The 24,858-nt window shown below is 63.5% G+C and carries 18 protein-coding genes and 5 tRNA genes; 10 read left to right on the top strand and 13 right to left on the bottom strand.

Translation table 11 applies throughout. The features are described from left to right. Window positions 1-68: 68 nt before the first annotated feature. Window positions 69-1,655, top strand: coding sequence for a fumarate hydratase (locus tag ACT89O_RS09290; RefSeq protein WP_121419600.1), 1,587 nt, complete (start codon window positions 69-71; stop codon window positions 1,653-1,655). A gap of 168 nt (window positions 1,656-1,823) precedes the next feature. Beyond that, on the top strand, window positions 1,824-2,693 hold the full coding sequence (murI, locus tag ACT89O_RS09285; RefSeq protein WP_487262422.1) for a glutamate racemase: 870 nt from the start codon (window positions 1,824-1,826) through the stop codon (window positions 2,691-2,693). A gap of 84 nt (window positions 2,694-2,777) precedes the next feature. Here the strand turns inward: murI and ACT89O_RS09280 are convergent, their stop codons facing one another. From ACT89O_RS09280 to ACT89O_RS09220, 13 genes are all read right to left on the bottom strand, one after another. Continuing rightward, entirely contained in the window at window positions 2,778-3,314 is a 537-nt protein-coding gene (locus tag ACT89O_RS09280) for a M48 metallopeptidase family protein (protein ID WP_487262421.1), read from the bottom strand. A gap of 163 nt (window positions 3,315-3,477) precedes the next feature. Then, the gene (locus ACT89O_RS09275; RefSeq protein ID WP_426307409.1) at window positions 3,478-4,116 is read right to left on the bottom strand and encodes a DUF6806 family protein; all 639 of its coding nucleotides are present in this window, start codon (window positions 4,114-4,116) and stop codon (window positions 3,478-3,480) included. Between the two features lie 243 nt (window positions 4,117-4,359). After that, window positions 4,360-4,452, bottom strand: a tRNA-Leu gene (locus ACT89O_RS09270). 156 nt (window positions 4,453-4,608) lie between these two features. Beyond that, window positions 4,609-4,684, bottom strand: a tRNA-Gly gene (locus tag ACT89O_RS09265). A gap of 182 nt (window positions 4,685-4,866) precedes the next feature. After that, window positions 4,867-4,940: transfer RNA gene (locus ACT89O_RS09260), tRNA-Cys, on the bottom strand. 58 nt (window positions 4,941-4,998) lie between these two features. Continuing rightward, window positions 4,999-5,074: transfer RNA gene (locus tag ACT89O_RS09255), tRNA-Gly, on the bottom strand. Between the two features lie 86 nt (window positions 5,075-5,160). Then, window positions 5,161-7,593 (bottom strand): endopeptidase La, encoded by a 2,433-nt coding sequence (gene lon, locus ACT89O_RS09250; protein ID WP_055399523.1) that lies wholly within the window; start codon window positions 7,591-7,593, stop codon window positions 5,161-5,163. A gap of 188 nt (window positions 7,594-7,781) precedes the next feature. Next, entirely contained in the window at window positions 7,782-9,047 is a 1,266-nt protein-coding gene (gene clpX / locus ACT89O_RS09245) for an ATP-dependent Clp protease ATP-binding subunit ClpX (protein ID WP_010460566.1), read from the bottom strand. Between the two features lie 102 nt (window positions 9,048-9,149). Then, window positions 9,150-9,758, bottom strand: coding sequence for an ATP-dependent Clp endopeptidase proteolytic subunit ClpP (clpP, locus tag ACT89O_RS09240; RefSeq protein WP_055399521.1), 609 nt, complete (start codon window positions 9,756-9,758; stop codon window positions 9,150-9,152). Window positions 9,759-9,885: 127 nt separating this feature from the next. After that, window positions 9,886-11,199 carry a trigger factor gene (gene tig / locus ACT89O_RS09235; protein ID WP_055399519.1) on the bottom strand — a complete coding sequence of 438 codons (1,314 nt, stop codon included), beginning with the start codon at window positions 11,197-11,199 and terminating at the stop codon, window positions 9,886-9,888. Window positions 11,200-11,274: 75 nt separating this feature from the next. Next, a tRNA-Leu gene (locus ACT89O_RS09230) sits at window positions 11,275-11,361 on the bottom strand. A gap of 94 nt (window positions 11,362-11,455) precedes the next feature. Beyond that, entirely contained in the window at window positions 11,456-14,638 is a 3,183-nt protein-coding gene (locus ACT89O_RS09225; RefSeq protein WP_487256505.1) for an efflux RND transporter permease subunit, read from the bottom strand. 8 nt (window positions 14,639-14,646) lie between these two features. Then, window positions 14,647-15,855, bottom strand: coding sequence for an efflux RND transporter periplasmic adaptor subunit (locus tag ACT89O_RS09220; protein ID WP_055399499.1), 1,209 nt, complete (start codon window positions 15,853-15,855; stop codon window positions 14,647-14,649). Between the two features lie 207 nt (window positions 15,856-16,062). On the opposite strand from ACT89O_RS09220, the gene hpnC reads away from it, so the two are divergent. The 8 genes from hpnC (at window position 16,063) to ACT89O_RS09180 (ending at window position 24,765) form a co-directional block, all read left to right on the top strand. Then, complete coding sequence (gene hpnC / locus ACT89O_RS09215; RefSeq protein WP_487262420.1) at window positions 16,063-16,998, top strand: squalene synthase HpnC; 936 nt, start codon at window positions 16,063-16,065, stop codon at window positions 16,996-16,998. A gap of 318 nt (window positions 16,999-17,316) precedes the next feature. Beyond that, the gene (locus ACT89O_RS09210) at window positions 17,317-18,069 is read left to right on the top strand and encodes a hypothetical protein (protein ID WP_487262419.1); all 753 of its coding nucleotides are present in this window, start codon (window positions 17,317-17,319) and stop codon (window positions 18,067-18,069) included. A 13-nt stretch (window positions 18,070-18,082) separates the two neighbouring features. Beyond that, window positions 18,083-19,492, top strand: a complete 1,410-nt coding sequence (locus ACT89O_RS09205) for an L-serine ammonia-lyase (RefSeq protein WP_487262418.1) — start codon at window positions 18,083-18,085, stop codon at window positions 19,490-19,492. A 117-nt stretch (window positions 19,493-19,609) separates the two neighbouring features. Further along, a complete protein-coding gene (locus ACT89O_RS09200; protein WP_487262417.1) occupies window positions 19,610-20,506 on the top strand; it encodes an amino acid ABC transporter substrate-binding protein in 897 nt (298 codons plus the stop codon). A 120-nt stretch (window positions 20,507-20,626) separates the two neighbouring features. After that, window positions 20,627-21,469 (top strand): presqualene diphosphate synthase HpnD, encoded by an 843-nt coding sequence (gene hpnD / locus ACT89O_RS09195; RefSeq protein ID WP_487262416.1) that lies wholly within the window; start codon window positions 20,627-20,629, stop codon window positions 21,467-21,469. A gap of 16 nt (window positions 21,470-21,485) precedes the next feature. Beyond that, window positions 21,486-22,790 (top strand): hydroxysqualene dehydroxylase HpnE, encoded by a 1,305-nt coding sequence (gene hpnE, locus ACT89O_RS09190; RefSeq protein ID WP_487262415.1) that lies wholly within the window; start codon window positions 21,486-21,488, stop codon window positions 22,788-22,790. A 120-nt stretch (window positions 22,791-22,910) separates the two neighbouring features. After that, a complete protein-coding gene (locus ACT89O_RS09185; protein ID WP_487262414.1) occupies window positions 22,911-23,924 on the top strand; it encodes a Bug family tripartite tricarboxylate transporter substrate binding protein in 1,014 nt (337 codons plus the stop codon). A 157-nt stretch (window positions 23,925-24,081) separates the two neighbouring features. Then, window positions 24,082-24,765 (top strand): response regulator, encoded by a 684-nt coding sequence (locus tag ACT89O_RS09180; RefSeq protein ID WP_063463203.1) that lies wholly within the window; start codon window positions 24,082-24,084, stop codon window positions 24,763-24,765. The last annotated feature ends 93 nt before the right edge of the window (window positions 24,766-24,858 follow it).

The following is a 24,858-nucleotide window of genomic DNA, read 5'->3' as shown; positions in this document are numbered from 1 at the left end:
GGTGGGTGGGATAATTGCGGGCTGCGTGCCCCGGCATGCGTTCGTTCCCGCCTCACGACAGAACCACGATGACCACCACAATCCAATACGACGACCTCGTCGAGTCCATTGCTGCCGCGCTGCAGTACATCAGCTACTACCACCCCACCGACTACATCGCCCACCTGGCCCGTGCCTATGAGCGCGAGCAGAGCCCGGCGGCCAAGGATGCGATCGCCCAGATCCTGACCAACAGCAAGATGAGCGCCACCGGCCAGCGCCCCATCTGCCAGGACACCGGCATCGTCAACGTCTTCCTGAAAGTGGGCATGGACGTGCGCTGGGATGGCTTCGATGCTGGCGTCGATGGCAAGGCCCGCAGCCTGGACGACGCCATCAACGAAGGCGTGCGCCGGGGCTACAACCACCCCGACAACACGCTGCGCGCCTCGGTCGTGGCCGACCCGCAGTTCGCCCGCAAGAACACCAAGGACAACACCCCTGCCGTGATCTTCACCGAGATCGTGCCCGGCAACACCGTGGACATCACCGTGGCAGCCAAGGGCGGCGGCTCGGAGAACAAGTCCAAGATGTACATGCTCAACCCCGGCGACAACGTGGTGGACTGGGTGCTCAAGACCGTACCCACCATGGGCGCTGGCTGGTGCCCGCCTGGCATGCTGGGCATCGGCATTGGCGGTACGGCCGAAAAGGCCGTGCTCATGGCCAAGGAAAGCCTGATGGACGACCTGGACATGTATGAACTGCAGGCCAAGGCCGAAGCCGCCAAGACCGGCGGCCCCGCGCTCGACAAGGTCGAAGAGCTGCGCCTGGAGCTGTTTGAAAAGGTCAACGCCCTGGGCATTGGCGCACAAGGCCTGGGCGGCCTGACCACGGTGCTGGACGTCAAGATCAAGATGTACCCTACGCACGCGGCGAGCAAGCCGATTGCGATGATCCCCAACTGCGCCGCCACACGCCACGCGCACTTCGTGATGGACGGCTCGGGCCCGGTTTACCTCACGCCCCCGAGCCTGGACCTGTGGCCCAACGTGAACTGGGCGCCCGACTACAACAAGAGCAAGAAGGTCAACCTCGACACGCTGACCAAGGAAGAAGTCGCCAGCTGGAAGCCCGGCGACACGCTGCTGCTCAACGGCAAGATGCTGACGGGCCGCGATGCCGCGCACAAGCGCATTCAGGACATGCTGGCCAAGGGCGAGAAGCTGCCCGTGGACTTCACCAACCGCGTCATCTATTACGTGGGCCCGGTGGACCCCGTGAAGGGCGAAGCCGTCGGCCCTGCAGGCCCCACCACCGCCACACGCATGGACGGCTTCACCGAAATGATGCTGGCCCAGACCGGCCTGATCGCCATGGTGGGCAAGGCCGAGCGCGGCCCGGTCGCCATCGAGGCCATCAAGAAGCACCAAAGCGCCTACCTGATGGCCGTGGGCGGCGCCGCCTACCTGGTCTCCAAGGCCATCAAGGCCGCCAAGGTCGTGGGTTTTGAAGACCTGGGCATGGAAGCCATCTACGAATTTGACGTGGTGGACATGCCCGTGACCGTGGCCGTGGATGCCGGCGGCACCAGCGCCCACATCACCGGCCCGGCCGAATGGCAAAAGCGCATTGCCTCGGGCGAATTCAAGGGCATCGGGGTCGCCGCGGCCTGAGGCCCCACTCGGCGTCGCCCTGGCGGCAGACTCGACGCTGGTACCAGGGTAACCGCTCTCCCAACCGCCTTCGGGCGGTTTTTTCTTGGGGCTCGCCCACTCCGGCACGAAGGCTGCGTCTTTCCTACAATCCACGCTTTCCTCCAACTGCCAGAGCTTGGTTCCTCGATGCCGCAGGCCTCTTCTCCCATCGGTGTTTTTGACAGTGGCGTCGGTGGGCTGAGCGTGCTGCGCGCCCTGCTGGCCGCCATGCCCCACGAACGTTTCGTGTACCTGGCAGACAGCGCCAACGCCCCCTATGGCGAGCGCGGCGATGCCTTTGTGGCCGCCCGCACCCACGCCATCACCGAGTACCTGCGCGAGCAGCACCACATCAAGGCGCTGGTGGTAGCCTGCAATACCGCCACGGCAGCGGCCATCCACGAAGTGCGCAGCAGCCACCCGGAATTACCCCTCGTGGGCCTGGAGCCCGCCATCAAGCCCGCCCTCGCGGTGACAAAGACAGGCCACGTGGGCGTGATCGGCACCCGGGGCACGCTGACCAGTGCGAAGTTCGGCAAGCTCATGGCCTCGCTGGCTGATCAGGCGCATTTTGTGGTGCAACCCTGTGACGGCCTGGCCCATGCCATCGAGCGCAGTGTGGCGCTGCCAGTGGCCGACCAAGGCAGCCCCGCCCATGCCACGGAGACCGGGGCGCTATGCGCGCGTTATGTCCAAGCCATGGGTAGTTTTGGCACCGCCCCGGGGCAGATGGACACGCTGGTACTGGGCTGCACGCACTACATCTTTGTGGCGCACGAGCTGCGCGCACTGGTCGGGCCGGGCGTGCAGTTCATCGAGACCGGTGAGCCCGTCGCCCGCCAGACGCGGCGCTTGCTGGAGACGGCGGGGCTGCAGGCCGCGCCCGATGGTGCCGTGGCCACGGATGCACCACGCATCCGCCTGTTGACCAGCGGGCCGTTGGCCATGCTTCAGGCGGCTGCAGAGCGCTGGCTGGGTTTGCCAGCAGACTGCTGTGAAACGGTGTCTGTGCCTTGACCAACCGCTGTTTTAGGGCCTGGCGCTTTGCCAGCAAGCGCAAATTGCAAAGTGCCATCAACAAAGTGGCGTTCAACTTTTCTTCTACCCAGAACTAGTTTCAGCAGCAGCGCTCCACAGCCGTTCACCCGCATGCTCCACATGGGTGAGGTACAGGCGCAGGTCGAACTCGTATTGGTGGTACTGCGGCTCCATGTGGGTACACAGTTGGTAAAAAGCCTTGCCGTGGTCCTTCTCACGCAGATGGGCCAGCTCGTGGACCACAATCATGCGCAGAAACTCGTCGGGTGCCTGTTTGAACATCGACGCAATTCGGATCTCATGCTTGGCCGCCAGCCGGTTGCCCTGCACGCGCGAGACCGCCGTGTGCAACCCCAAGGCATGGCGCACCACGTGGATCTTGTTGTCAAAAAGGACCTTGTTGACGGTGCCCGCATTGCGCAGGTACCGCGCCTTGAGTTCCTGCGCGTAGTCATACAGCGCCTTGTCGCTGCGCACCGCATGGGCCTGGGGATACTTGCGCTGCAACATGCTCCCCAGCCGCCCCTGCGCAAGCAGATCACGCGCCTGGTCCTGCAAAGACACCGGATAGGAACGCAGATACGGTAGATCAGAGGTCATGGAAAGCACGACAGTTCGAAGAGATCACAGAACTGCGCAGGACCGCATTGAATACAACGCACACGGGCACAAGTCATTGCCACAGCCTGTCGATCAACTGTTGCCACCAGCACATGCAAGGCAACCCCACACGGGGACACCAGTGTGAGGTTGAATGAAAGAATCAGTGCAGGTGGCGCGGACGGCGACCACCACCGCCACCATGACCACTGCCGGAGCCGCCCCCACCAGGGCCACGCGGCGGTTTTCCGATCTCCAGCGAGTTCACCAGTGCATCAAAGCGCTGGCTGAACAGCTTGTCGATCTCGGCCACCACGCCGCCCAGTTCGGCACCATCAAAGTGGCGCTCCATCATGTTGACAACGTCCTGCACCAGCAAATCACGCTGCACCTGCATGATGGCGGCGGGCGTGGGGCCAACAAACAGCATGACGAAATCGTCGCGCGACTCCGCACCCTGCTCTTCCTCGTCCTCGTCGAAATCTGCGTCGTAGAACGTGACTTCGATGGCAGCACCTTGCTCGGCAAGCTCATTGAGGCTCATGCACATTTCGTCCAGAACTTGGCGAAAGTCTTCATCCCCCCGCACCGTCCAGCACATCTGCAGCAAGTGTTCCTGCGCGTCGTATTTGATGCCGGGCTCTTCTTCGTAGGCGCTGGCTGCGCCATCAGCCAGCGAGCGGGCTCCGGCGTACTTCCACAGGGGTTTGAGCGCCTCCTGGAGTTGGTCAAAGCTCGCATCAGCGCGAAGCTGGACTTGTCCGTGGACGTGGATTTCGAAGGGAGCGTTGTAACTTGACATGATTGAATCCTAGAGCCTGTTCAATGTCTTTTTGGAGTCGCACAAGTACCTTACCGGGATGGGCTGCTAGGCGCGGCGCATACCGCCCGGCAAGGCACTTGCCCAAAGGGTTGGAGTGAAATCGGGCGACTGGACGCCCCGGCTGCTTGCATGGGCATGAGCCCATACTGCGCAGCCAGCGCATCCACTCTTCCCGATTGCACTCCAATGCGATCTCCAAAAGGACATTGAACAGGCTCTTCGTGGTGCCCCGAGCCGGGGTCGAACCGGCACGCCCCTTTTCAGGAAAGCGGCGGATTTTAAGTCCGCAGTGTCTACCAATTTCACCATCGGGGCGCCGGCTGCCCAACGCACTCCTGCGTCGCAGCGTAACCCGGGCAGCGCATGCGCGCAATGCCCTGTCGTATCTCTGGTCACAGGGCCGACGCCCTGCCGAGCCGCCCGCCTTGCACCACCAAGAAAAAAGGGAAGCCGAAGCTTCCCTTACAAATATGGAGCGGGAAAAGAGTCTCGAACTCTCGACCTCAACCTTGGCAAGGTTGCGCTCTACCAACTGAGCTATTCCCGCATTCGCCTACTGCACCCGACGTTTCCATCAGAGCTAATCAGCAAGCCTCAAATTATATCGCTATTTTTTGGCTCTATTCGATTGCAAACCAAAAAATCAACCAATCACCATCCATCCTTCAACAGTCATCTTGATTACGACGATCACAGAAGATCTTCAGACATCAAGACACAGACCGTATCTGGAGGCGCGGTCCGGAGTCGAACCGGACTAACCGGATTTGCAATCCGGGGCATAACCGCTTTGCTACCGCGCCAGAAATTCACATTTCTCTGACAAAAAAGGGAAGCATTTGCTTCCCTTTTTGTGGAAATTGGAGCGGGAAAAGAGTCTCGAACTCTCGACCTCAACCTTGGCAAGGTTGCGCTCTACCAACTGAGCTATTCCCGCATTTTACCGAAGCCTCACATTGTACAACGTTTGCTGCGATGGGATGAATTGTAGCGCATTTTTTGGGGTTCTCAAAAAAATTTGCGTCAATGTTTCAGGCCATCTGTCGCGGACGACGCTGCAACGGCCTTGTCCGTCGAGGGCGCTGCCACGACCGCCACTTCCTCATCCGTCAGGGGCACAGGCTTGGTTTCCAAGGCCACTTCCAGCACCTTGTCGATCCAGCGCACCGGCACGATCTCCAGCCCACTCTTCACGTTGTCAGGAATCTCGGCCAGATCTTTGACGTTCTCTTCGGGGATCAGCACCGTCTTGATGCCGCCGCGCAGAGCCGCCAGCAGCTTTTCCTTGAGTCCACCAATGGCGGTAACTTCACCGCGCAACGTGATCTCACCGGTCATGGCAACATCGCCGCGCACGGGAATACCCGTGAGGGCCGAAACAAACGCCGTCGTCATCGCAGCGCCCGCACTCGGACCATCCTTAGGGGTTGCCCCGTCTGGCACATGGATGTGGATGTCGCGCTTCTCAAACGCTTCGTCCTTGATGCCCAGAATGCGCGAGCGGCTGCGCACCACCGTGCGGGCAGCCTCCACCGACTCCTTCATCACATCACCCAAAGAACCGGTGCGCGTGATCACACCCTTGCCGGGCATGGCGGCGGCTTCGATGGTCAGCAGATCGCCACCCACCTCGGTCCAGGCCAGACCGACCACCTGACCCACTTGGTTCTGCGCCTCGGCACGACCGTAGGTGTACTTGCGCACGCCCAGGAAGTCAGGCAGGTTGTCGGCGGTGACAACGACCTGGGGTTCGAGCTTCTTGAGCTGCAGACCCTTGACCACCTTGCGGCAGATCTTGGACAACTCGCGCTCCAGCGAACGTACGCCGGCTTCCCGCGTGTAGTAACGCACCATGTCGCGCACGGCGGGCTCGGTGATCAGCAGTTCTTCGTCCTTCACGCCATTGTTCTTGAGCTGCTTGGGCAGCAAGTACTTCATGGCGATGCTGGTCTTCTCGTCCTCGGTGTAACCCGACAGGCGGATCACTTCCATGCGGTCGAGCAGGGCCGGCGGAATGTTCATCGAGTTCGACGTGGCGACGAACATCACGTCGCTCAGGTCGAAGTCCACTTCGACGTAGTGATCGCCAAAAGTGTGGTTCTGCTCGGGGTCCAGCACCTCCAGCAGCGCGCTCGACGGGTCGCCTCGGAAGTCCGTGCCCAGCTTGTCGATCTCGTCCAGCAGGAACAGCGGATTGCGCGTGCCCACCTTCGACAGGCTCTGCAGCACCTTGCCAGGCAGCGCGCCGATGTACGTGCGGCGGTGCCCACGGATTTCAGCTTCGTCGCGCATGCCACCCAAGGCCATGCGCACGTACTTGCGGCCCGTGGCCTTGGCAATGGATTGCCCCAACGAGGTCTTGCCCACGCCCGGTGGCCCCACCAGGCACAGGATGGGAGCCTTCACCTTGTCCACGCGCTGCTGCACCGCAAGATATTCAAGGATGCGGTCCTTTACCTTGTCCAGGCCAAAGTGGTCTTCGTTGAGCACGCCTTCGGCATTGACCAGATCGTGCTTGATCTTGGTCTTCTTGCTCCAGGGGAGTGCGGTGAGCACGTCAATGTAGTTACGCACCACGGTGGCCTCGGCCGACATGGGCGACATCAGCTTGAGCTTCTTGAGTTCTGCATCAGCCTTCTTGCGCGCCTCGGCAGGCATCTTGGCGAGCTTGATCTTTTTCTCGATCTCCTCGATGTCCGCGCCTTCATCCCCTTCGCCCAACTCCTTCTGGATGGCCTTGACCTGCTCGTTCAAGTAGAAGTCGCGCTGGTTCTTCTCCATCTGGCGCTTCACACGCCCACGGATCTTCTTGTCCACGTTGAGGATGTCCACCTCGCGGTCAAGCTGCTCGAACAGGTTTTCAAGGCGCGCCTTCACATCCGACAGGTCCAGCACCACCTGCTTGTTCTCGAGCTTGAGCGGCAGGTGCGCGGCGATGGTGTCGGCCAGACGGCCTGGATCGTCGATGCTGGAGATCGATGTGAGGATCTCCGGGGGAATTTTTTTGTTGAGTTTGACGTACTGGTCAAACTGCTGCATCACAGCACGGCGCAGCGCTTCAATCTCGCTAGGCTTGTTGGCCTCGGGTGTGGCTTCTACCGGCGTGACGGTGGCCGTGAAATGGGTCTCAGCGTCCTCGATGGACGTCACCAGAGCGCGCTGCTGGCCTTCGACCAGCACCTTCACGGTGCCGTCAGGCAACTTGAGCATCTGCAGGATGGTGGAGACGCAGCCGACATCGAACATGTCCGACACCGAAGGCTCGTCCTTGGCTGCAGCTTTCTGTGCCACAAGCATGATGCGACGGTCGGCCTCCATGGCCAACTCAAGCGCCTTAATGCTCTTGGGACGCCCCACAAAAAGCGGGATGACCATGTGGGGAAACACCACCACGTCACGCAAAGGCAACAGCGGTAGATCGATAGGGGTGGCTGGCAGGGGGGTATGTCCGGACATGGAAATCCTCAAAGTGCTCTGTGGAAATGGGTCCACATGTGGGGATTTTCAACCCTTACGCGCAAGCCGCGCTGGCACAAGGGTTGATGGTTCAATGGGCGACACCAAGGCGCCCGCTCCGGTCATCTCAGACGGTGTGAAGGATTCCGGCGTGTCCATGCGGGCATCGCAGACTCCTTCACGCCTTCTCAGGCCTTCTTGGCCGCTTCGCGATAAACGAGCAGCGGCGGCTTGTTTTCTTCGATGGTGGACTCGTCCACCACCACTTTTTCAACGTTGCTTGTATTGGGCAAGTCGAACATCGTGCCAATCAGCGATTGCTCCAGGATTGAGCGCAGGCCGCGGGCTCCGGTCTTGCGGGCCAAGGCCTTGCGAGCAATGGCCTTAAGCGCGGCAGGACGGATTTCGAGGTCCACACCTTCCATGGCCAGGAGCTTGCTGTATTGCTTGACCAGCGCGTTCTTGGGCTCCGTCAGGATCTGCACCAGAGCATCCTCGCTGAGTTCAGCCAGAGCCGTCACCACGGGCATGCGCCCCACGAGCTCAGGAATCAGGCCGAACTTGATCAGATCTTCGGGTTCGATCTCGGTGAACACCTCTGTCAGCGAACGCTGCTTCTTGCTCTTGACCGATGCGCCAAACCCGATGCCCGACGCTTCGGTGCGGTTCTCGATGACCTTCTCCAGTCCCGCAAACGCACCGCCACAGATAAACAGAATGTTGGTCGTGTCGATCTGCAGGAAGTCCTGATTCGGGTGCTTGCGTCCGCCCTGCGGCGGCACGCTGGCCATCGTGCCTTCGATGAGCTTGAGCAGCGCCTGCTGGACGCCCTCGCCCGAAACGTCACGCGTGATGCTGGGGTTGTCCGACTTGCGCGAGATCTTGTCGATCTCGTCGATGTAGACGATGCCGCGCTGCGCGCGCTCCACCTCATAGTTGCAGCTTTGCAGCAGCTTCTGGACGATGTTCTCCACATCTTCGCCCACATAACCGGCTTCCGTCAGCGTGGTGGCGTCGGCCATCACAAAGGGAACGTCCAGCATGCGCGCCAGGGTCTGCGCCAGCAGCGTCTTGCCCGAACCCGTGGGCCCAATCAGCAAAATGTTGCTCTTGGACAGCTCCACATCGTCTTTGTGGGCCTTGTCCTTGTGGCGCAGGCGCTTGTAGTGGTTGTACACCGCCACCGCCAGCGTGCGCTTGGCCACGTCCTGACCAATCACATAGTTGTCGAGGTTGGTCTTGATCTCTACGGGGGTGGGCAGGTCACTGCGGCCTTCGCGCGCCAGGTCGCCAGCCGGGAGCTCATCGCGAATGATCTCGTTGCACAGGTCAATGCACTCGTCGCAGATAAAGACCGACGGACCGGCGATCAGCTTCTTCACTTCATGCTGGCTTTTGCCGCAGAAAGAGCAGTAAAGGGTTTTTTCGCTGGAAGAGCCTTTTTTCTCGGCCATGGGGGCAATGCCTTGCTTGTTACGGAAAGTTGTCGGGATGATAACCAAATAAAAAACGGCGTCTTCCCCAAAGGAAAACGCCGCTGTTTGACCCTCTGGCTATCAGGAGCGCTTGCTGATCACCTGATCGACCAAACCGTATTCCTTGGACTCATCAGCCGACAGGAAATAGTCACGCTCGGTGTCGCGCTGGATCTTTTCCAGCGGCTGGCCTGTGCGCTCGGCAAGGATCTTGTTGAGCTGCTCGCGGGTCTTGAGGATTTCGCGGGCGTGGATCTCAATCTCGGTTGCCTGGCCCTGCATGCCGCCCAGAGGCTGGTGGATCATGACCTTGGAGTTGGGTAGCGCAAAACGCTTGCCCTTGGCTCCTGCGGCCAGCAGGAAGGCGCCCATGCTGGCGGCCATGCCGGTGCACAGGGTCGAGACATCAGGCTTGATGAAGTTCATGGTGTCAAAGATCGCCATGCCGGCGCTTACCGAGCCACCTGGGGAGTTGATGTAGAACGAAATGTCTTTGTCGGGGTTTTCACTCTCCAGGAACAGCAGCTGAGCCACCACCAGGTTGGCGGTCTGGTCGTTGACCGGACCCACCAGAAAAATCACGCGCTCCTTGAGCAGGCGCGAGTAGATGTCGTAGGACCGTTCGCCACGGCCCGACTGCTCGATGACCATGGGAACCATGCCCAGGCCTTGTGTTTCCAATGCGCTCATGTTTTTCTCCAGACAAGCAGGTACTGTACCCAGAAATGAATTGGGGCTTGTGCACGAAAGCACAAGCCCCTGTATGTAACGGCAACAACCGGGCAATTCGATAACAAGCCGCCCAGTCGACAGCCTATCAGCCTTGCTGGGCCATCAGTTCGTCAAACGACACGGCCTTCTCGACCACCTTGGCCTTGGACAGCACAAACTCGGTCACGTTGTTTTCGATCACAACGGCTTCGACTTCCGCCAGGCGCTGGCGGTCGCCGAAGTACCAGCGCACCACGTCTTCGGGCTTCTCGTAGCTGGCAGCCAGCTCATCGATGTGGGCCTTGAGCTGTTCGGGCTTGGCCTGCAGCTCATTGGCACGCACCAGCTCGGCCAGCACCAGGCCCAGGCGCACGCGGCGCTCAGCCTGGGGGCGGAACACGTCTTCAGGGATCTCGGCCTTGTCGGCGTCCTTGATGCCGCGTTGCTTGAGTTCAGCGCGGGCACCTTCCAGCAGGCGGGCGATTTCAGCTTGCACGCTGGAGTTGGGCAGGTCCAGCTCAGCCTTGGCCACCAGGGCGTCCATCACGGCTTGCTTGTTGCGGGCCAGCAGACGGAACTTGACTTCACGCTCCAGGTTCTTCTTGATGTCGGCGCGCAGGCCTTCCACGGAGCCATCGGCAATACCGAGCGACTTGGCCAGGGCATCGTTCACTTCGGGCAGGTGGGCAGCTTCGATCTTCTTGATGGTCACCAGGAAGTCAGCGGTCTTGCCAGCCACATCCTTGCCGTGGTACTCCGCAGGGAATGCCAGGGGGAAGGTCTTGCTTTCGCCAGACTTCATGCCACGCACGGCGTCTTCGAACTCCTTGAGCATCTGGCCTTCGCCCACCAGGAACTGGAAGTCTTCGGCCTTGCCGCCTTCAAACGGCTCGCCATCGATCTTGCCTTCGAAATCGACCGTCACGCGGTCGCCGTCTTGCGCAGCAGCATCCATGGCGCGCTGGGCGAAGCTGCGGCGCTGCTTGCGCAGGATGTCGATGGTCTTGTCGATGGCGGCGTCCGTCACTTCAGCCGACAGCTTTTCGACTTCGGCATCAGACAGATCGGCAATCTTGACTTCTGGGAACACTTCGAAAATGGCATCGAAAGTGACCTGGCCTTCAGGAGCGCCTTCCTTTTCGGTGATGCGGGGCTGGCCAGCAACACGCAGGTTGGCTTCGTTGGCTGCCACGGCAAAGGCTTCACCCACCTTGTCGTTCAGCACTTCGTACTGCACCGAGTAGCCGTAACGCTGGGCCACCACGTTCATGGGCACCTTGCCGGGACGGAAACCGTCCATCTTGACCGTGCGGGCCAGGCGCTTGAGGCGCGTGTCGACTTCGGACTGGATCAGGGTGACGGGCACGCTCAGCGTAATCTTGCGCTCGAGCTTCTCAAGGGTTTCAACAGTAACGGCCATGGCTATTCCTCTTATGAATGTGGATCGTGCTGGCTGCAGCGCAGCAGCGCCGTGTTCCGCAAAGTCTCACATGGGTGGTGCGCGGGGGGGGACTCGAACCCCCACACCATTGCTGGCGTCAGGACCTAAACCTGGTGCGTCTACCAATTTCGCCACCCGCGCGGTTCTACAACAAACAAACAGGCGGCAACCTCAGCTGCCGCCTGTGTGAAATCGGTCAACCTTCTATTTTACCCTGATGCGGGCAGGGTGGGAATCAAACCCCTCCAAGGACCTCCGGCGCAGGCCTTTTCACACGGAACCACGCGGCATACATCGCGGGCAGCGCCAGCAGCGTCAGCACGGTGGCCACCACCAGTCCGCCCATGATGGCCACAGCCATCGGCCCCCAGAACACGCTGCGTGACAGCGGGATCATGGCCAGCACCGCAGCCGCAGCCGTCAGCACGATAGGACGCAGGCGGCGCACGGCAGATTCGACAATCGCATCCCACGCAGGCACGCCCCGCGCGCGGTCCTGCTCGATCTGGTCGATCAGGATCACAGAATTGCGCTGGATCATGCCCATCAGCGCGATCACGCCGAGCAGCGCCACGAAGCCGAACGGGCGGTTGAGCAGCAGCAGCGCGCCCGAAACACCAGCGATCCCAAGGAACCCGGTGATGTAAACAAGGAACGCACGACTAAAGCTTTGCAACTGCAGCATGAGCAGCGTAAACACAAGGAACAGCATGATGGGAACGCCAGCAACGATGGAGCTGGTTCCCTTGGAGCTTTCCTCCACGGCGCCCGCCACCTCGATGCGATAGCCGCCCTGCCCGGCCTCGCGCCACTTGGCCTCGATGGCGCGCAGACCGGGCAGCAATTGCGCCGTCACGGTGGCCCCCTGCAGCCCCTCAGTCACGTCCCCCTGCACGGTGATGGCGTAGTCGCGGTTCTCGCGCCACATCACACCGGGCTCCCAGGTGAAGACCGGCTTTGCGATCTGCGTGAGCGGGATCGACTTGCCCGAGGCCGTGGGCAGGTAGGCGTTGGCGATGTCGGTGATGGCGTTGCGCTCGTCCAGCGGCTGGCGCAGCAGAATGTCGATGAGCTTGTCACCCTCGCGGTACTGGCCCACCTGCGTACCCGACAGGATAGTCTTGGACGCCTGGGCAATCGACTGGCTGGTGACACCCAGAGCGCGCGCCTTGGCCTGGTCCACTTCCAGACGCAGCACCTTCACAGACTCGTTCCAGTTGTCATTCACACCGCGCATGTCCGGGTTCTTGCGCAGCTGGGCTTTCACTTCATCGGCGCGCTCACGCAGCACCAGCGGATCAGGCCCCACCACGCGGAACTGCACGGGGTAAGGCACCGGCGGTCCATTGGGCAGCAGCTTGACGCGACCACGCACCTCCGGGAACTCCTCAGCCAGCAGCGCAGGCAACTTCACGCGCAGGGACTCACGCACCTTCAGATCCTGGGGCAGAACGATGAACTGCGACACGTTGCTCTGGGGAAACACCTGATCCAGCGGCAAATAGAAACGCGGCACGCCGGAACCGACCCAGGTGCTGACAGAACTGACACCAGGTTCAGAGAGCAAGCGCTGCTCCACACGTTTGGTCACTTCTTCATTGCCTGCAAATGAGGTGCCCTCGGGGAACCAGATGTCCACCAGAATTTCAGGCCGGCTCGAATCGGGGAAGAACTGCTGCTGCACCTTGCCCATGCCCACAATGCCCAGCGCAAAGGTCAGTACCGTGGCGCCGATGGTGATCCAGCGGTGCAAGACACACCAGTCCACCAGGCGGCGGAAAGTGCGGTAGAACGGGCTGTCAAACACTTCGTGCGGATCGTCGGTGATGCCCTTGTTGGCCTGGGCAGCCAGCACATGCGGGGGCACCTTGAGCAGTAGCGTGCCCAGGTACGGCACAAAGTACACCGACACGAACCAGCTGAGCACCAGCGCGATCACGGTGACCGCAAAAATGGCGAAGGTGTATTCGCCCGTAGTGGACTTGGCCAGGCCGATGGGCAAAAAGCCCGCCGCCGTGATCAGCGTGCCCGTCAGCATCGGCATGGCCGTGATCTCATAGGCAAAGGTAGCGGCACGCACCTTGTCGTAGCCCTCTTCAAGCTTGAGCACCATCATTTCGACCGCAATGATCGCGTCATCCACCAGCAGGCCCAGTGCGATGATGAGCGAGCCCAGCGATATCTTGTGCAGGCCGATGCCCCAGTACCACATGGCCAGGAAGGTCACGGCAAGCACCAGCGGAATGGTGATGCCCACCACCAGCCCCGGGCGCGGATCGATGTACCAGCGCTTCCATAGCGGGTTCTTGCCGGGGCGCTTGTGCAGGCCCAGCGCGATGAAGCTTACCGCCAGCACGATGACCACGGCCTCGATCAGCACCTTGACGAATTCATTCACCGAGGTGGCCACCGCCTTGGGCTGGTCTTGCACGTTAACGAGCTTCACCCCCGCTGGCAGCGTGCCGCCGATGCGGTCGGTGGCGGCATGCAGCGCCTTGCCCAGCGCAATGATGTCGCCGCCCTTGGCCATGGAGACGCCCAGCGCAATCACTTCCTGCCCCTGGTGACGCACCTTCACGGTGGCCGGGTCCACATAGCCGCGCTTGACCTCGGCGATATCGCCCAGGCGCAGTTGTGCGCCCGACGGGCCACGGATCGGCATGGCGCGCAGGTCTTCAATGGCGTTGAACTGACCCTGCACCCGCACCTGCACCTGGTCTTGCGGGGTCTGAATAGCTCCGGCGCTCTCCACGGCGTTTTGCTGGCCCAGCTGGGCCAGCACCTGGTTCATGTCCAGGCCCAGTTGCGACAGGCGTTTTTGCGAGATTTCGATGAACAGTTTTTCGTCTTGCACGCCAAACAGCTCAACCTTGGCGACATCGGGCACACGCAGCAGCTGCTGGCGTGCGTCATCGGCAAACTGCTTGAGTTCGGCGTAGCTGAAGCCCTCGGACTCCAGCGCGTAGATCACGCCATACACATCGCCAAAGTCGTCGTTGAAGAACGGGCCCTGGATGCCCTGCGGCAAGGTGTAGCGCATGTCGCCCACCTTCTTGCGCACGCTGTACCAGACGTTGGCCACCTCGCTCGCCTTGGACGAATCCTTGATCTGAAAGATGATCTGCGACTCGCCGGGCTTCGAATAACTGCGGATCTTGTCGGCGTAGGGCACCTCTTGCAGCGTGCGCTCGATCTTGTCAGTGACCTGCTCGGCCACCTGCTGCGCCGTGGCGCCCGGCCAGTAGGTACGCACCACCATGGCACGGAAGGTGAACGGCGGGTCCTCGTCCTGCCCCAGCTGGAAATAGGCGGCAAACCCCAGCAGCATCAGCACCACCATCAGGTAGCGCGTGAGGGCGGGATGGTCGAGCGCCCACTTGGAGAGGTTGAACCCCTCTTTGGGTTGTACTTGCGTCATGGCCGGCCTCAGTTGGCTGTGGAAGCTGCGGGTGCCGCTGCTGTGGCAGCAGGCGCGGCAGGCATTGCTACTGGATTGGTAGCTGTCTGCGCTTTACTGGCGGGCGCTGAGGCCGTTTTTGGCTGATAAATCAGCACTTTCTGCCCAGGCGAGAGCACATGCACACCCGTGGCCACCACCTGCATGCCGGGGGCTAGACCCGCAGCCACCACGGCCTCGTTGCCATCGGCCGTGGCAATCTGCACCACCTGCGACTTCACCGTGCTGCTGGCCGCGTCATACACCCACACCGCCGTGGACTGCCCCTCCTGGCGCAGCGCACTGGTGGGCAGCTTGATGGCCGGAATGCCCGCATGGCTGAGCGCCTTGGGCGTGACGTACACGGTGGAGCCCAGCGCAGGCGCATCGGCACCGTCGATGGCCACCTTGATTTGGTAAGTGCGCGTGGCGGCGTCGGCACTGGCGGCCACTTCCCGCACGCGGCCCGTCAGGTTGGCGCCACCGGACCAGCCGCGCACCGCCACTTCTGAGCCTGGGGTGATCTGCCCCACCTTGTCCTCCGGCACCGCAAACACCACATCGCGGGGGCCATCCTGCGCAATGCGCACCACAGGCGTTCCGGCCGACACCACCTGGCCAGGCTCGGCGTCAATGCCAGTGACAACGCCCGCCACGTCGGCCACCAGCGTGGTGTAGGCCGCCTGGTTGCCTTGCGATGACAGCTGCGCGCGGGCCTGGTCCAGCGTGGCCTGGGCGGCTTTCAGCGTCGCGTCGCGGCGCTCCAGCTCGGCGCCGCTGATGAAGTTCTGGTCCTTCAGGGCTTGGTAGCGCTTGTAGTCGGCAGCGGCCAGATCACGCTGCGTGGTGGCCGATGCCAACTGTGCGCGCGCGGCGTCGGTGGCCAGTTGGTAATCCTTGGGATCCAGCTGGGCCAGCACCTGTCCGGCCCGCACACGCTGGCCCAGTTCGGCCTGGCGCTGCACGATCTTGCCCGCCACGCGGAACCCCAAGCGCGACTCCACGCGCGCCCGCACCTCACCCGAATACTCCAGGCTGGACTGCAGCGCACCCACCCCCACCGTCAGCAACTTGACGGAGCGCACCGGCTCTTCGGGCGGCGCGGGGCGGGAACAGGCGGCCAGCAAAGCAGCGGCGGCCACCATCAGCAAGGTCCGGCAGTGCCGTTGAAAAGGCCGCGAAGCGGAGGATGTGCGCATGGGAAATCCGGTGAATAGAGAAGGGCTACAAGGAGTTGCAGGGGCTGCACGCAAAACGCAGGCACGAATGCCTGCGCTGAAAACGGAACTGCAGTAGCAGTTACCGGCCAGCCTCCTTGTCCCTGATTGAATTGGTTTTTTGATTACTGACTGACCGGTTAGTAATCTATGAGAAGCCCTTGGCATTGTCAAGCGACAATCCAGGGTGTGAACGACCGATCCCTCCCTCCCCAGCCTGAAGTGGCGTCCTCTGCAACTTCCGCGCCACAGCCGCTCCAGACTGCTCCACACCATGCGTCTGCCACCCTGGCCGCTCCTGTCACGCACTACGAGAACTTCCCGGTCGCGTCCCTGCTGTGCCCACCGCACCTGCGCCAGCCCATTGCCGCCATCTACGGCTTTGCCCGCACCGCTGACGACATTGCCGACGAAGGGGACGCCCCCGCCGCAGACCGCCTGGCCGACCTGGCCGCCTACCATGCCGACCTGATGGCCGTCGCCCAAGGCCAGCCGCCCTCGCCCCGCTGGGCCAGCGTGTTCTTGCCGCTGCAAGCGGTGTTGCATAGCCACCAGCTGCCTGTACCACTGCTGGAAGACCTGCTCAGCGCCTTTGCCCAGGATGTTGAAAAAACCCGTGATGCCGAGGGCTATGCCGACCGCGCCGAGCTGCTGGACTACTGCCGCCGCTCCGCCAACCCCGTGGGCCGGCTGCTGCTGCACCTGTACGGCGTAACAGACGCCCAGGCGCTGCAAGAAAGCGATGCCATCTGCACCGCGCTGCAGCTCATCAACTTCTGGCAGGACCTCTCCGTGGACATCCCCCGAGGGCGCCACTACCTGCCCCGCGCCGACTGCGCCGCCCATCGCGCCTGCCAGGCCGAACTGCTGGCACTCAGAAGTACCCCCGAGAACGTGCGCCTCATAACCGATTGCGCCCGCTGGGCCCGCGCCAGCATGCAAATAGGCGCCCCCTTGGTGCACCGCCTGCCCGGCCGCGCCGGGTGGGAGCTGCGCCTGGTGGTGCAAGGCGGCCTGCGCATTCTGGACAAGGTGGACGCCCTCAAAGGCGGCAGCCTGCACACCCGTCCACGCCTGCATGCGTGGGATTGGTGCGTGATGCTGGGCCGCGCGCTGGTGATGTAAGAAAGATTCATGGGCCACAAGGCGCGCTGACATCGGTGCTTGCTCTGTCCATGAATTTGAGGCAGAAATCGCTCCCACCGCCCATCCATATTGCCTTTTAAGCTATCATTTTATGAGCAACTAGCCGCCTACGCCGGGGGGACGGCGGCGGGCGGACCCTGGGCGGGGCAGGGATAGCGCGCATGGCGCCGCCTTTACAGCGCGCTAGTCTTGCGCCCACTGCGGCCAGCCGCCCGGGACTTACCCGTTCCGGAACACAACAACAAAGACAACAATGTCCGCAAGCCACTACCCGTGGCTTGCCAGGAGGGCCCACCGTTGACCGCCAGACATCTATTCAAGACCCTGCAGTGGGGGCTCATCCTTTTTTGCCTAGTGTTTTCCATCGTCGGGGGCGTGGCGGCGGAGCGGGTGCTGGATGTGCTGCACTGCCAACCCCACACCAACCCCACGCTGGGCACCTGCACGTGGCTGACCAATGCCATCGGGCTGCGGCTGATGCCTTTTCTGTCGGCAGGCAGCATCGTGGACTACCCCTTCGTGCTGGTGCGCAACTTCTGGGCGCTGCTGCTGGCGTGGGGGCTGGCGCTGTATGCCGCACGCTGGGCTGACCGCCACCCGGCCGCAACAGCGGACCTGCTGCAGCGCTGGCTGCCGCGCCGCAGCAACGCCACCCCAGCAGACGTACTGCGCTGGGGTGTGGTCGGCCTGTTCTGGCTGTTGCTGGCGGGCTTCATCGTGTTCATTTTTGCGCTGAGCCTGCCCATCGTGGGCAACCAGACCGCGCGCGCCATCCTTGAAAGCCTGGGCTGCTCGCCCGGCACCTTCGACCCCTTCTCATCCCCCTGCATGAGAGCCCCCGGCTTCTGGACGCCCCGCCTCTCCCTGTACGTCCTTCCCCTCGCAGGCCCCTTGCTGGCGCCCGTGTGGCTGGTCATGGGGTTCTGGGATGTCCTGCTGGGCTGGCTGGCACTGATCGTGGCCACCTATGCCCTGAAATCGCACCTGTCGCAGCCTACCCGGCCGCCAGTCCGCCCCCACCCATCGGCCAAACCACTGCGCCGCTCCTGAGAACCTTTTCACCATGTCCGTCAGCGTTTTCGACCTCTTCAAGATTGGCGTCGGCCCGTCCAGCTCCCACACCGTGGGCCCCATGATTGCGGCGCGGCAGTTTGCCTGCCATGTGCGTGACACACTGGGCCTGGCCGCCGTGCACCACGTCACCGTAGAACTCTTCGGCTCGCTGTCGGCCACCGGCGTGGGCCACGGCACCGACAAGGCCGTGCTGCTGGGCCTGGCCGGGCACGAGCCCGACCACATCGACCCGGACCAGATCCAGCCTGCCATTGCCGACATCCGCATCCGGCAAACGCTGGAGCTGCTGGGCGAGCATATGGTGCCGTTTGTCGAAAAAGAGCACCTGCTGTTTCGCCGCAAAAGCCTGCCGCTGCACCCCAACGGCATGGCGTTTCACGCGTTCGACGCGCAGGGCAACGAGATTGCGGCGCGTGAGTACTACTCGGTGGGTGGCGGTTTTGTGATCGACGCGGCGGGCGAGCGTGTACTCAACAGCGCCGCCACCGCTGGGCCCGATGCGGCCGGCCATGCCCAAGGCCTGCCCCACCCCTTCCGCACCGGGGCCGAGCTGCTGGCCCAGTGCCAGGCCACCGGCCTCACCCCCGCCCAGCTCATGGCGGCCAATGAGCAACACTGGCGCAGCGCCTCCGAGGTGCGCCGCCAGCTCATGGCCATCTGGAAGACCATGGCCGGTGCCGTGCAGCGCGGCTGCGCCAGCACCGGTACGTTGCCTGGCCCCATGCACGTGCGCCGCCGCGCGGCCGAGCTGCACCACAAGCTCAGCACGCAGCCCGAGGCCGCACTGCGCGATCCCCTCTCGATGCTCGACTGGGTGAACCTCTATGCCATGGCCGTCAACGAAGAAAACGCCGCCGGAGGCCGCGTGGTGACGGCGCCCACCAACGGCGCTGCAGGCGTGATCCCCGCCGTACTGCATTACTACGTCAACTTCCTGCAAGGCCCCATCCCGGCCAACGACGACGGCATTGCCACCTTTTTGCTCACGGCAGGCGCCATCGGCATCATTTACAAGGAAAACGCATCGCTCTCGGGAGCCGAAGTGGGCTGCCAGGGCGAAGTGGGCGTGGCCTGCTCCATGGCAGCAGGCGCGCTGGCTGCGGTGATGGGGGGCACCCCCGAGCAGATCGAGAACGCCGCCGAGATCGGCATGGAGCACAACCTGGGCATGACCTGCGACCCCGTGGGCGGCCTGGTGCAGATCCCCTGCATCGAACGCAACGCCATGGGCGCCATCAAGGCCATCAACGCCGCCCGCATGGCGCTGCGTGGCGACGGCCAGCATGTGGTCTCGCTCGACAAGGTCATCAAGACCATGATGCAGACCGGCGCGGACATGAAGGTCAAATACAAGGAGACATCGCGTGGCGGGCTGGCGGTGAATGTTGTGGAATGCTGACAAACCTGTCGCCAATGTGACACAACAGCAGGTGCCGCAGCACAATGCGCGGCGTGCAGCCTCGCGCGCTTCCTGCGACGCCTGGCATGCATGGCCCCGTCACCTTTTCCGTTTCCTATGCACCTCTTCTCTGCGCTGCGAGCCCTGCTACTGATCCTTCCCCTGTCCTGGATGTCCCCTGGCGCCTGGGCGCAAGACACCCTGACCCACATTGCCAAGACCGGCGAATTGCGACTGGGGCACCGCGAGGCATCCCACCCCTTCTCCTACAAAGACCCAGCCACTGGGCAGGTGCGTGGCTACAGCGTTGATATCTGCACCAAGATTTACGAGGAGCTCAAGAAGGAACTCAAGCGCCCCGACCTGCGCCTGACCTATGTACTGGTAGACGGCAAGAACCGCCTTGCGGACCTGAAAAACAACGTAGTGGACCTGGAATGCGGCACGACCACCAACACCCTGGAGCGCCAGAAGGAAGTCGCCTTCAGCCACCACATCTTCATCGCCACCACTGCGTTCCTCGTGCGCAAGGACTCGGGCATCAAGACGGTGGACGATCTGAACGGCAAACGCATTGCCGTCGAACGGAAAACCACCAATGACGGCCTGCTGGCCACGAACGAACGCACCTACCACCGCAAATTCATCTACGTGCCGGTAGACAGCACCACCCAGGGACTGGATGCACTCACGCGCAGGGAGGCAGATGCGGTTTTTGCAGACGATGCAGGCCTGTGGAGCCCCATGACCCGGCTGGGCAAGGCCATGGGGGACTACCAGTTTCTGGAAAAGCGCCTTTCGGTAGAGCCCTACAGCATTGGCCTGCGCAGGCAAGACCCTCGTTTCAAGGAGCTGGTAGACCAAGTCACCCGCCGCCTGATCCAGACCGGGGAGATGGCGGCTCTCTACAAAAAGTGGTTCCACTCGGACCAAGGCACGCTCCCCATGAGCGTCTTCATGCGCGAAGCGCTCAAGCGGCCCAGCGACGTGGGCGTGGAACAGATCGCCTTTTGATGCCCTTCGGCCTGCCGCAGAACTGCCGCAGAACAGGCAGGCAAAACTGGGGAACTGCGGCCTCCACCAGCTGCCAGGTTGCATTCGCGGGCCATGTCCGCCATGGGACAATCGCGCCCCATGACCCCACAGCAATACGTACAGCAAAAAGCCGTGGCCTCAGGCAGCAGCTTCTACTACGCCTTCCTGTTCCTGCCGGCCCCGCGCCGCGCCGCGATCACGGCGTTTTATGCCTTCTGCCGCGAAGTGGACGATGTGGTGGACGAAGTCTCCGACCCTGGCGTGGCGCGCACCAAGCTCGCCTGGTGGCAGGCCGAGGTGGCCAAGGCCTATGCGGGCCAGCCCACCCACCCCGTGATGCTGGCACTGATGCCGCTGGCCGCCGACTATGGCATTGCACAACGCCACCTGCAGGCCGTGATCGACGGCTGCCAGATGGACCTGGAGCAGACCCGCTACCTCGACTTTGCCGGCCTCAAGGGCTACTGCCACCTGGTGGCGGGCATCGTGGGCGAAGTCGCCGCACGCATCTTCGGCCAGACCGACCCGCGCACCACCGAATACGCCCACAAGCTGGGCCTGGCCTTCCAGCTCACCAATATCATCCGCGACGTGGGCGAAGACGCGATGCTGGGACGCATCTACCTGCCGGTGAACGAACTGCAGCAGTTTGATGTGAAGGCACATGAGATCTTGAAGCGCACCTACTCCGACCGCTTCACGGCGCTGATGCGCTTTCAGGCCGAGCGCGCGCACCGGCTGTACGACGAGGCCTTCGCCCTGCTGCCCGATGCCGACCGCCGCGCCCAGAAGCCCGGCCTGATGATGGCCAACATCTACCGCACCCTGCTGCGCGAGATCGAGCACGAGAACTTCCAGGTGCTGCACCAGCGCATCCGCCTCACGCCGCTGCGCAAGTTCTGGCTGGCGTGGAAGGTGCAAGCCCTGGGCCGGATGTCTTAGCCGTGGGCCCGCGTCCATGAAGGTCGCCGTCATCGGCGCAGGCTGGGCCGGCATGGCCGCCGCCATCGCCCATGCGCAGGCAGGCCGCCAGGTCACCGTGTTCGAGGCCGCGCGCACCGTGGGCGGCCGGGCGCGCGCCGTGCCGGGCGCGCTGCCCGATGGCACGCCCGCCACGCTCGACAACGGCCAGCACATCCTGATCGGCGCCTACTTCGAAAGCCTGCGCCTGATGCGACTGGTGGGCGTGGACATCGATACCGCCCTGCTGCGCCTGCCGCTCACGCTGCAATTCCCTGATGGCCAGGGCCTGCAACTGCCTGACCTGCCACCGCCGCTCGATGCGCTGCTGGGCATTGCCCGCGCCAAGGGCTGGGGCTGGCGCGACAAGCTGGCACTGCTGCGCACAGCCACGGCCTGGCAGCTGCGCGGCTTTCGCTGCGCGCCCGCCACATCGGTGGCCACGCTGTGCGCGCCGCTCACACCCCGGCTCATGGCCGAGTTCATCGACCCGCTGTGTGTGTCGGCCCTCAACACCCCCGCCAACCAGGCCAGCGGCCAGGTGTTTCTGCGCGTGCTGCAGGACAGCCTGTTCAGCGGGCGCGGCGGCTCCAACCTATTGCTGCCACGTGCGGACTTAGGCGCCCTCTTTCCCGAAGCCGCTGCGCGCTGGCTGCAGCAGCAAGGCAGCCAGGTCCTCACCGGCCAGCGCATTCAGCGCCTGCAGCCGTTGCCCGGCGGGCGTTGGCAGCCGGTCGTGGCCGCCAACGGCACCGAAGAACCCGGAGCGTTCGACCACGTCACCCTGGCCTGCCCGTCCTGGGAGGCTAGCCGCCTGGTCGAAGGCCTGGCAGGCACTGCGGGCCTGGCCAGTGCAGCCCGCTGGAGCGCCACCACAAGCGCCCTGCGGTTTGAGGCCATCACCACCGTCTATGCCCACGCCCCGGGCGCCCACCTGCCCCAGCCCATGCTGGCGCTGCGCAACACCGCTGCCCACCCGGCGCAGTTTGTGTTCGACCGGGGCCAGCTCGACGGCCAGCACGGGCTGCTGGCCTTTGTGGTGAGTGCCAGTGATGGGGACCGCGCCTTGATCGAGCAGCAGGTGCTGCAGCAGGCCGCCGTGCAGCTGGGCCTGCCCGGCCTGCAGCCTGTACGGACCGTGGTCGAGAAACGAGCCACCTTTGCCTGCACCCCCGGCCTGCAACGGCCCGGCATGCAGGTGCTGCCGGGGCTGACGGCCTGCGGGGACTATGTGGACGGCCCCTACCCCGCCACACTGGAAGGGGCCGTGCTGAGCGGCACGGCAGTAGCGGCACTGGCGTAATCCTCGCTCCGTCGGCGCGGGGTGTATCGGGTAAACCCCAGGCCGACTGACAGCATTCCGAAAGCACGCTGCGCACACCATACGCCCGGCAACGCCGCAATGGCTTTTACGGAGACACCCATGCTGTTCGACAACGACATTTCCCCCGCCTTCCACCCCACCCGCCGCCACCTGCTGGGCGCAGGCAGCGCCCTGGCCCTGGGCGGCCTGCTGCCCGCCGCTGCGTCGGCCCAGACCGCATGGCCCGCCAAGTCCATCCGCTTCGTCGTGCCCTTTGCACCGGGCGGCAGCTCCGAAATCGTGGCGCGTTCCACAGCGGCCGAGCTGAGCAAGACCCTGGGCCAGAGCGTGTTTGTGGACAACAAACCCGGCGCCGCAGGCAACATCGCCATGCAGGAAGTCGCCCGCGCCGAAGACCAGCACACCCTCATCCTGGGCCACATCGGCACGCTGGCCGTCAACCCCTACATCTTTGACAAACTTCCCTACGACGCCAACAAGGACTTCAAGCCCGTGAGCCTGCTGGCCAAGGTGCCCAGCCTGTACGTGGTGCACCCCGACGTGCCTGCCAAGAACCTCAAGGAGTTCATCGCCTACGCCAAGAAGAACCCGGGCAAGCTCAGCTACGGCTCGGCAGGCAACGGAAGCGCGGGCCACCTCGCGTTTGAATACCTCAAGATGACCGCCGAGATCTTCATGCTGCACGTGCCCTACCGGGGCACCGGCCCCATGATGACCGACCTGCTCTCGGGCCGCCTTGACGCCGCTTCGGTGGGCGCTGCGGCCCTGCTTCCGTTCATCAAGTCCGGCAAGGTGCGCTGCATCGCCACCGGCTCCACGCAGCGCCTGCCGCAGCTGCCCGACGTGGCCACCGTGGCCGAACAGGGCTTCCCCGGCTTCGAGATGACGCAGTGGTACGGCATGCTGGCCCCCGCGAGCCTGCCCAAGGAACACCTGGACAAGCTGGCAGCCGAAACCATGAAGGCCGTCAAGGCACCCGAAGCCCTCAAGCGCCTGAACGGCGACGCCGCCGAAGCCATCGGCGGCACGCCCGCGCAGTTTGCACAGTTCATTGCGGCGGAGCAGGCGCGCTGGCAGAAAGTCATCAAGCGCGCACAGATCAAGCCGGACTAGAGAAGCCCCCCTGAGCCGCTTCGCGTCTTCCCCCGTGGGGGACGCCACCGGTGGCAGGGCAAAGCCCGCTCCACGGTGGCACTGGCTTTGGGGGCGCGCCAGTTTCAACAGCCTGCTGGCGGGCCGGGCCACGGCACAACGGCATTAGCATCCCCCCATGCGCATCCTCCTGGCAGAAGACGACCACAACCTGGGCACCTGGCTCAGCCGCGCGCTGGAGCATGCGGGCATTCAGGTGGAATGGGTGAACGATGGGCGCCTGGCCGACCGTGCGCTGCAGCAGCACGACAACTACGATGCGCTGGTGCTGGACCTGGGCCTGCCCGGGCTGGATGGCCAGGCCGTGCTGCAGCGCCTGCGCGACCGCGACCAGCGCCTGCCCGCGCTGATCCTGACGGCCCGCGATTCGCTCGATGAACGCGTTCGCTCGCTCAACGCGGGGGCTGACGACTTTCTGGCCAAGCCTTTCGAGCTGGCCGAGCTGGAGGCCCGCCTGCACGCCCTGGTGCGCCGCGCACGCGGCAACGAACACCCGCGCCTGGCCTGCGGCGCGCTGGTGTACGACAACCCGCGCAAGCAGTTCACGCTGCACGGCGAGCCCCTGGCCCTGTCGCCGCGCGAGCACGCCGTGCTGCGCGTGCTGGTGCAGCGCAGCGGCGAGCCGTTTTCCAAGCAGCAGATCCTGGACCGCGTGTTCTCTGACGACGAGGACGTGCACCCCGAAGCCGTGGAAGTTTTTGTGCACCGCCTGCGCAAGCGGCTCGATGGCAGCGGTGTGCGCATCACCACCCTGCGCGGCCTGGGCTACGCGCTCGAAGCAAATGATGTGGCTCCCCCCTGAGACGCTGCGCGTCTTCCCCCCTGAGGGGGGACGCCACCTGTGGCCTGGCAAAGCCAGTTCCACGGTGGCACTGGCGTGGGCCACGCGCATGTT

The sequence above is a fragment of the Acidovorax sp. NN32 genome, from assembly GCF_057597245.1.
Note: the sequence above shows the minus strand (reverse complement) of the source record. Positions and strands in the feature narration are given on the sequence as shown.

Coding starts and splice junctions, on each gene's coding strand:
- ACT89O_RS09290 (WP_121419600.1), top strand. CDS start 69: ATGACCACCACAATCCAATACGACGACCTCGTCGAGTCCATTGCTGCC.
- murI (WP_487262422.1), top strand. CDS start 1,824: ATGCCGCAGGCCTCTTCTCCCATCGGTGTTTTTGACAGTGGCGTCGGT.
- ACT89O_RS09280 (WP_487262421.1), bottom strand. CDS start 3,314: ATGACCTCTGATCTACCGTATCTGCGTTCCTATCCGGTGTCTTTGCAG.
- ACT89O_RS09275 (WP_426307409.1), bottom strand. CDS start 4,116: ATGTCAAGTTACAACGCTCCCTTCGAAATCCACGTCCACGGACAAGTC.
- lon (WP_055399523.1), bottom strand. CDS start 7,593: ATGTCCGGACATACCCCCCTGCCAGCCACCCCTATCGATCTACCGCTG.
- clpX (WP_010460566.1), bottom strand. CDS start 9,047: ATGGCCGAGAAAAAAGGCTCTTCCAGCGAAAAAACCCTTTACTGCTCT.
- clpP (WP_055399521.1), bottom strand. CDS start 9,758: ATGAGCGCATTGGAAACACAAGGCCTGGGCATGGTTCCCATGGTCATC.
- tig (WP_055399519.1), bottom strand. CDS start 11,199: ATGGCCGTTACTGTTGAAACCCTTGAGAAGCTCGAGCGCAAGATTACG.
- ACT89O_RS09225 (WP_487256505.1), bottom strand. CDS start 14,638: ATGACGCAAGTACAACCCAAAGAGGGGTTCAACCTCTCCAAGTGGGCG.
- ACT89O_RS09220 (WP_055399499.1), bottom strand. CDS start 15,855: ATGCGCACATCCTCCGCTTCGCGGCCTTTTCAACGGCACTGCCGGACC.
- ACT89O_RS09205 (WP_487262418.1), top strand. CDS start 18,083: ATGTCCGTCAGCGTTTTCGACCTCTTCAAGATTGGCGTCGGCCCGTCC.
- ACT89O_RS09200 (WP_487262417.1), top strand. CDS start 19,610: ATGCACCTCTTCTCTGCGCTGCGAGCCCTGCTACTGATCCTTCCCCTG.
- hpnD (WP_487262416.1), top strand. CDS start 20,627: ATGACCCCACAGCAATACGTACAGCAAAAAGCCGTGGCCTCAGGCAGC.
- hpnE (WP_487262415.1), top strand. CDS start 21,486: ATGAAGGTCGCCGTCATCGGCGCAGGCTGGGCCGGCATGGCCGCCGCC.
- ACT89O_RS09185 (WP_487262414.1), top strand. CDS start 22,911: ATGCTGTTCGACAACGACATTTCCCCCGCCTTCCACCCCACCCGCCGC.
- ACT89O_RS09180 (WP_063463203.1), top strand. CDS start 24,082: ATGCGCATCCTCCTGGCAGAAGACGACCACAACCTGGGCACCTGGCTC.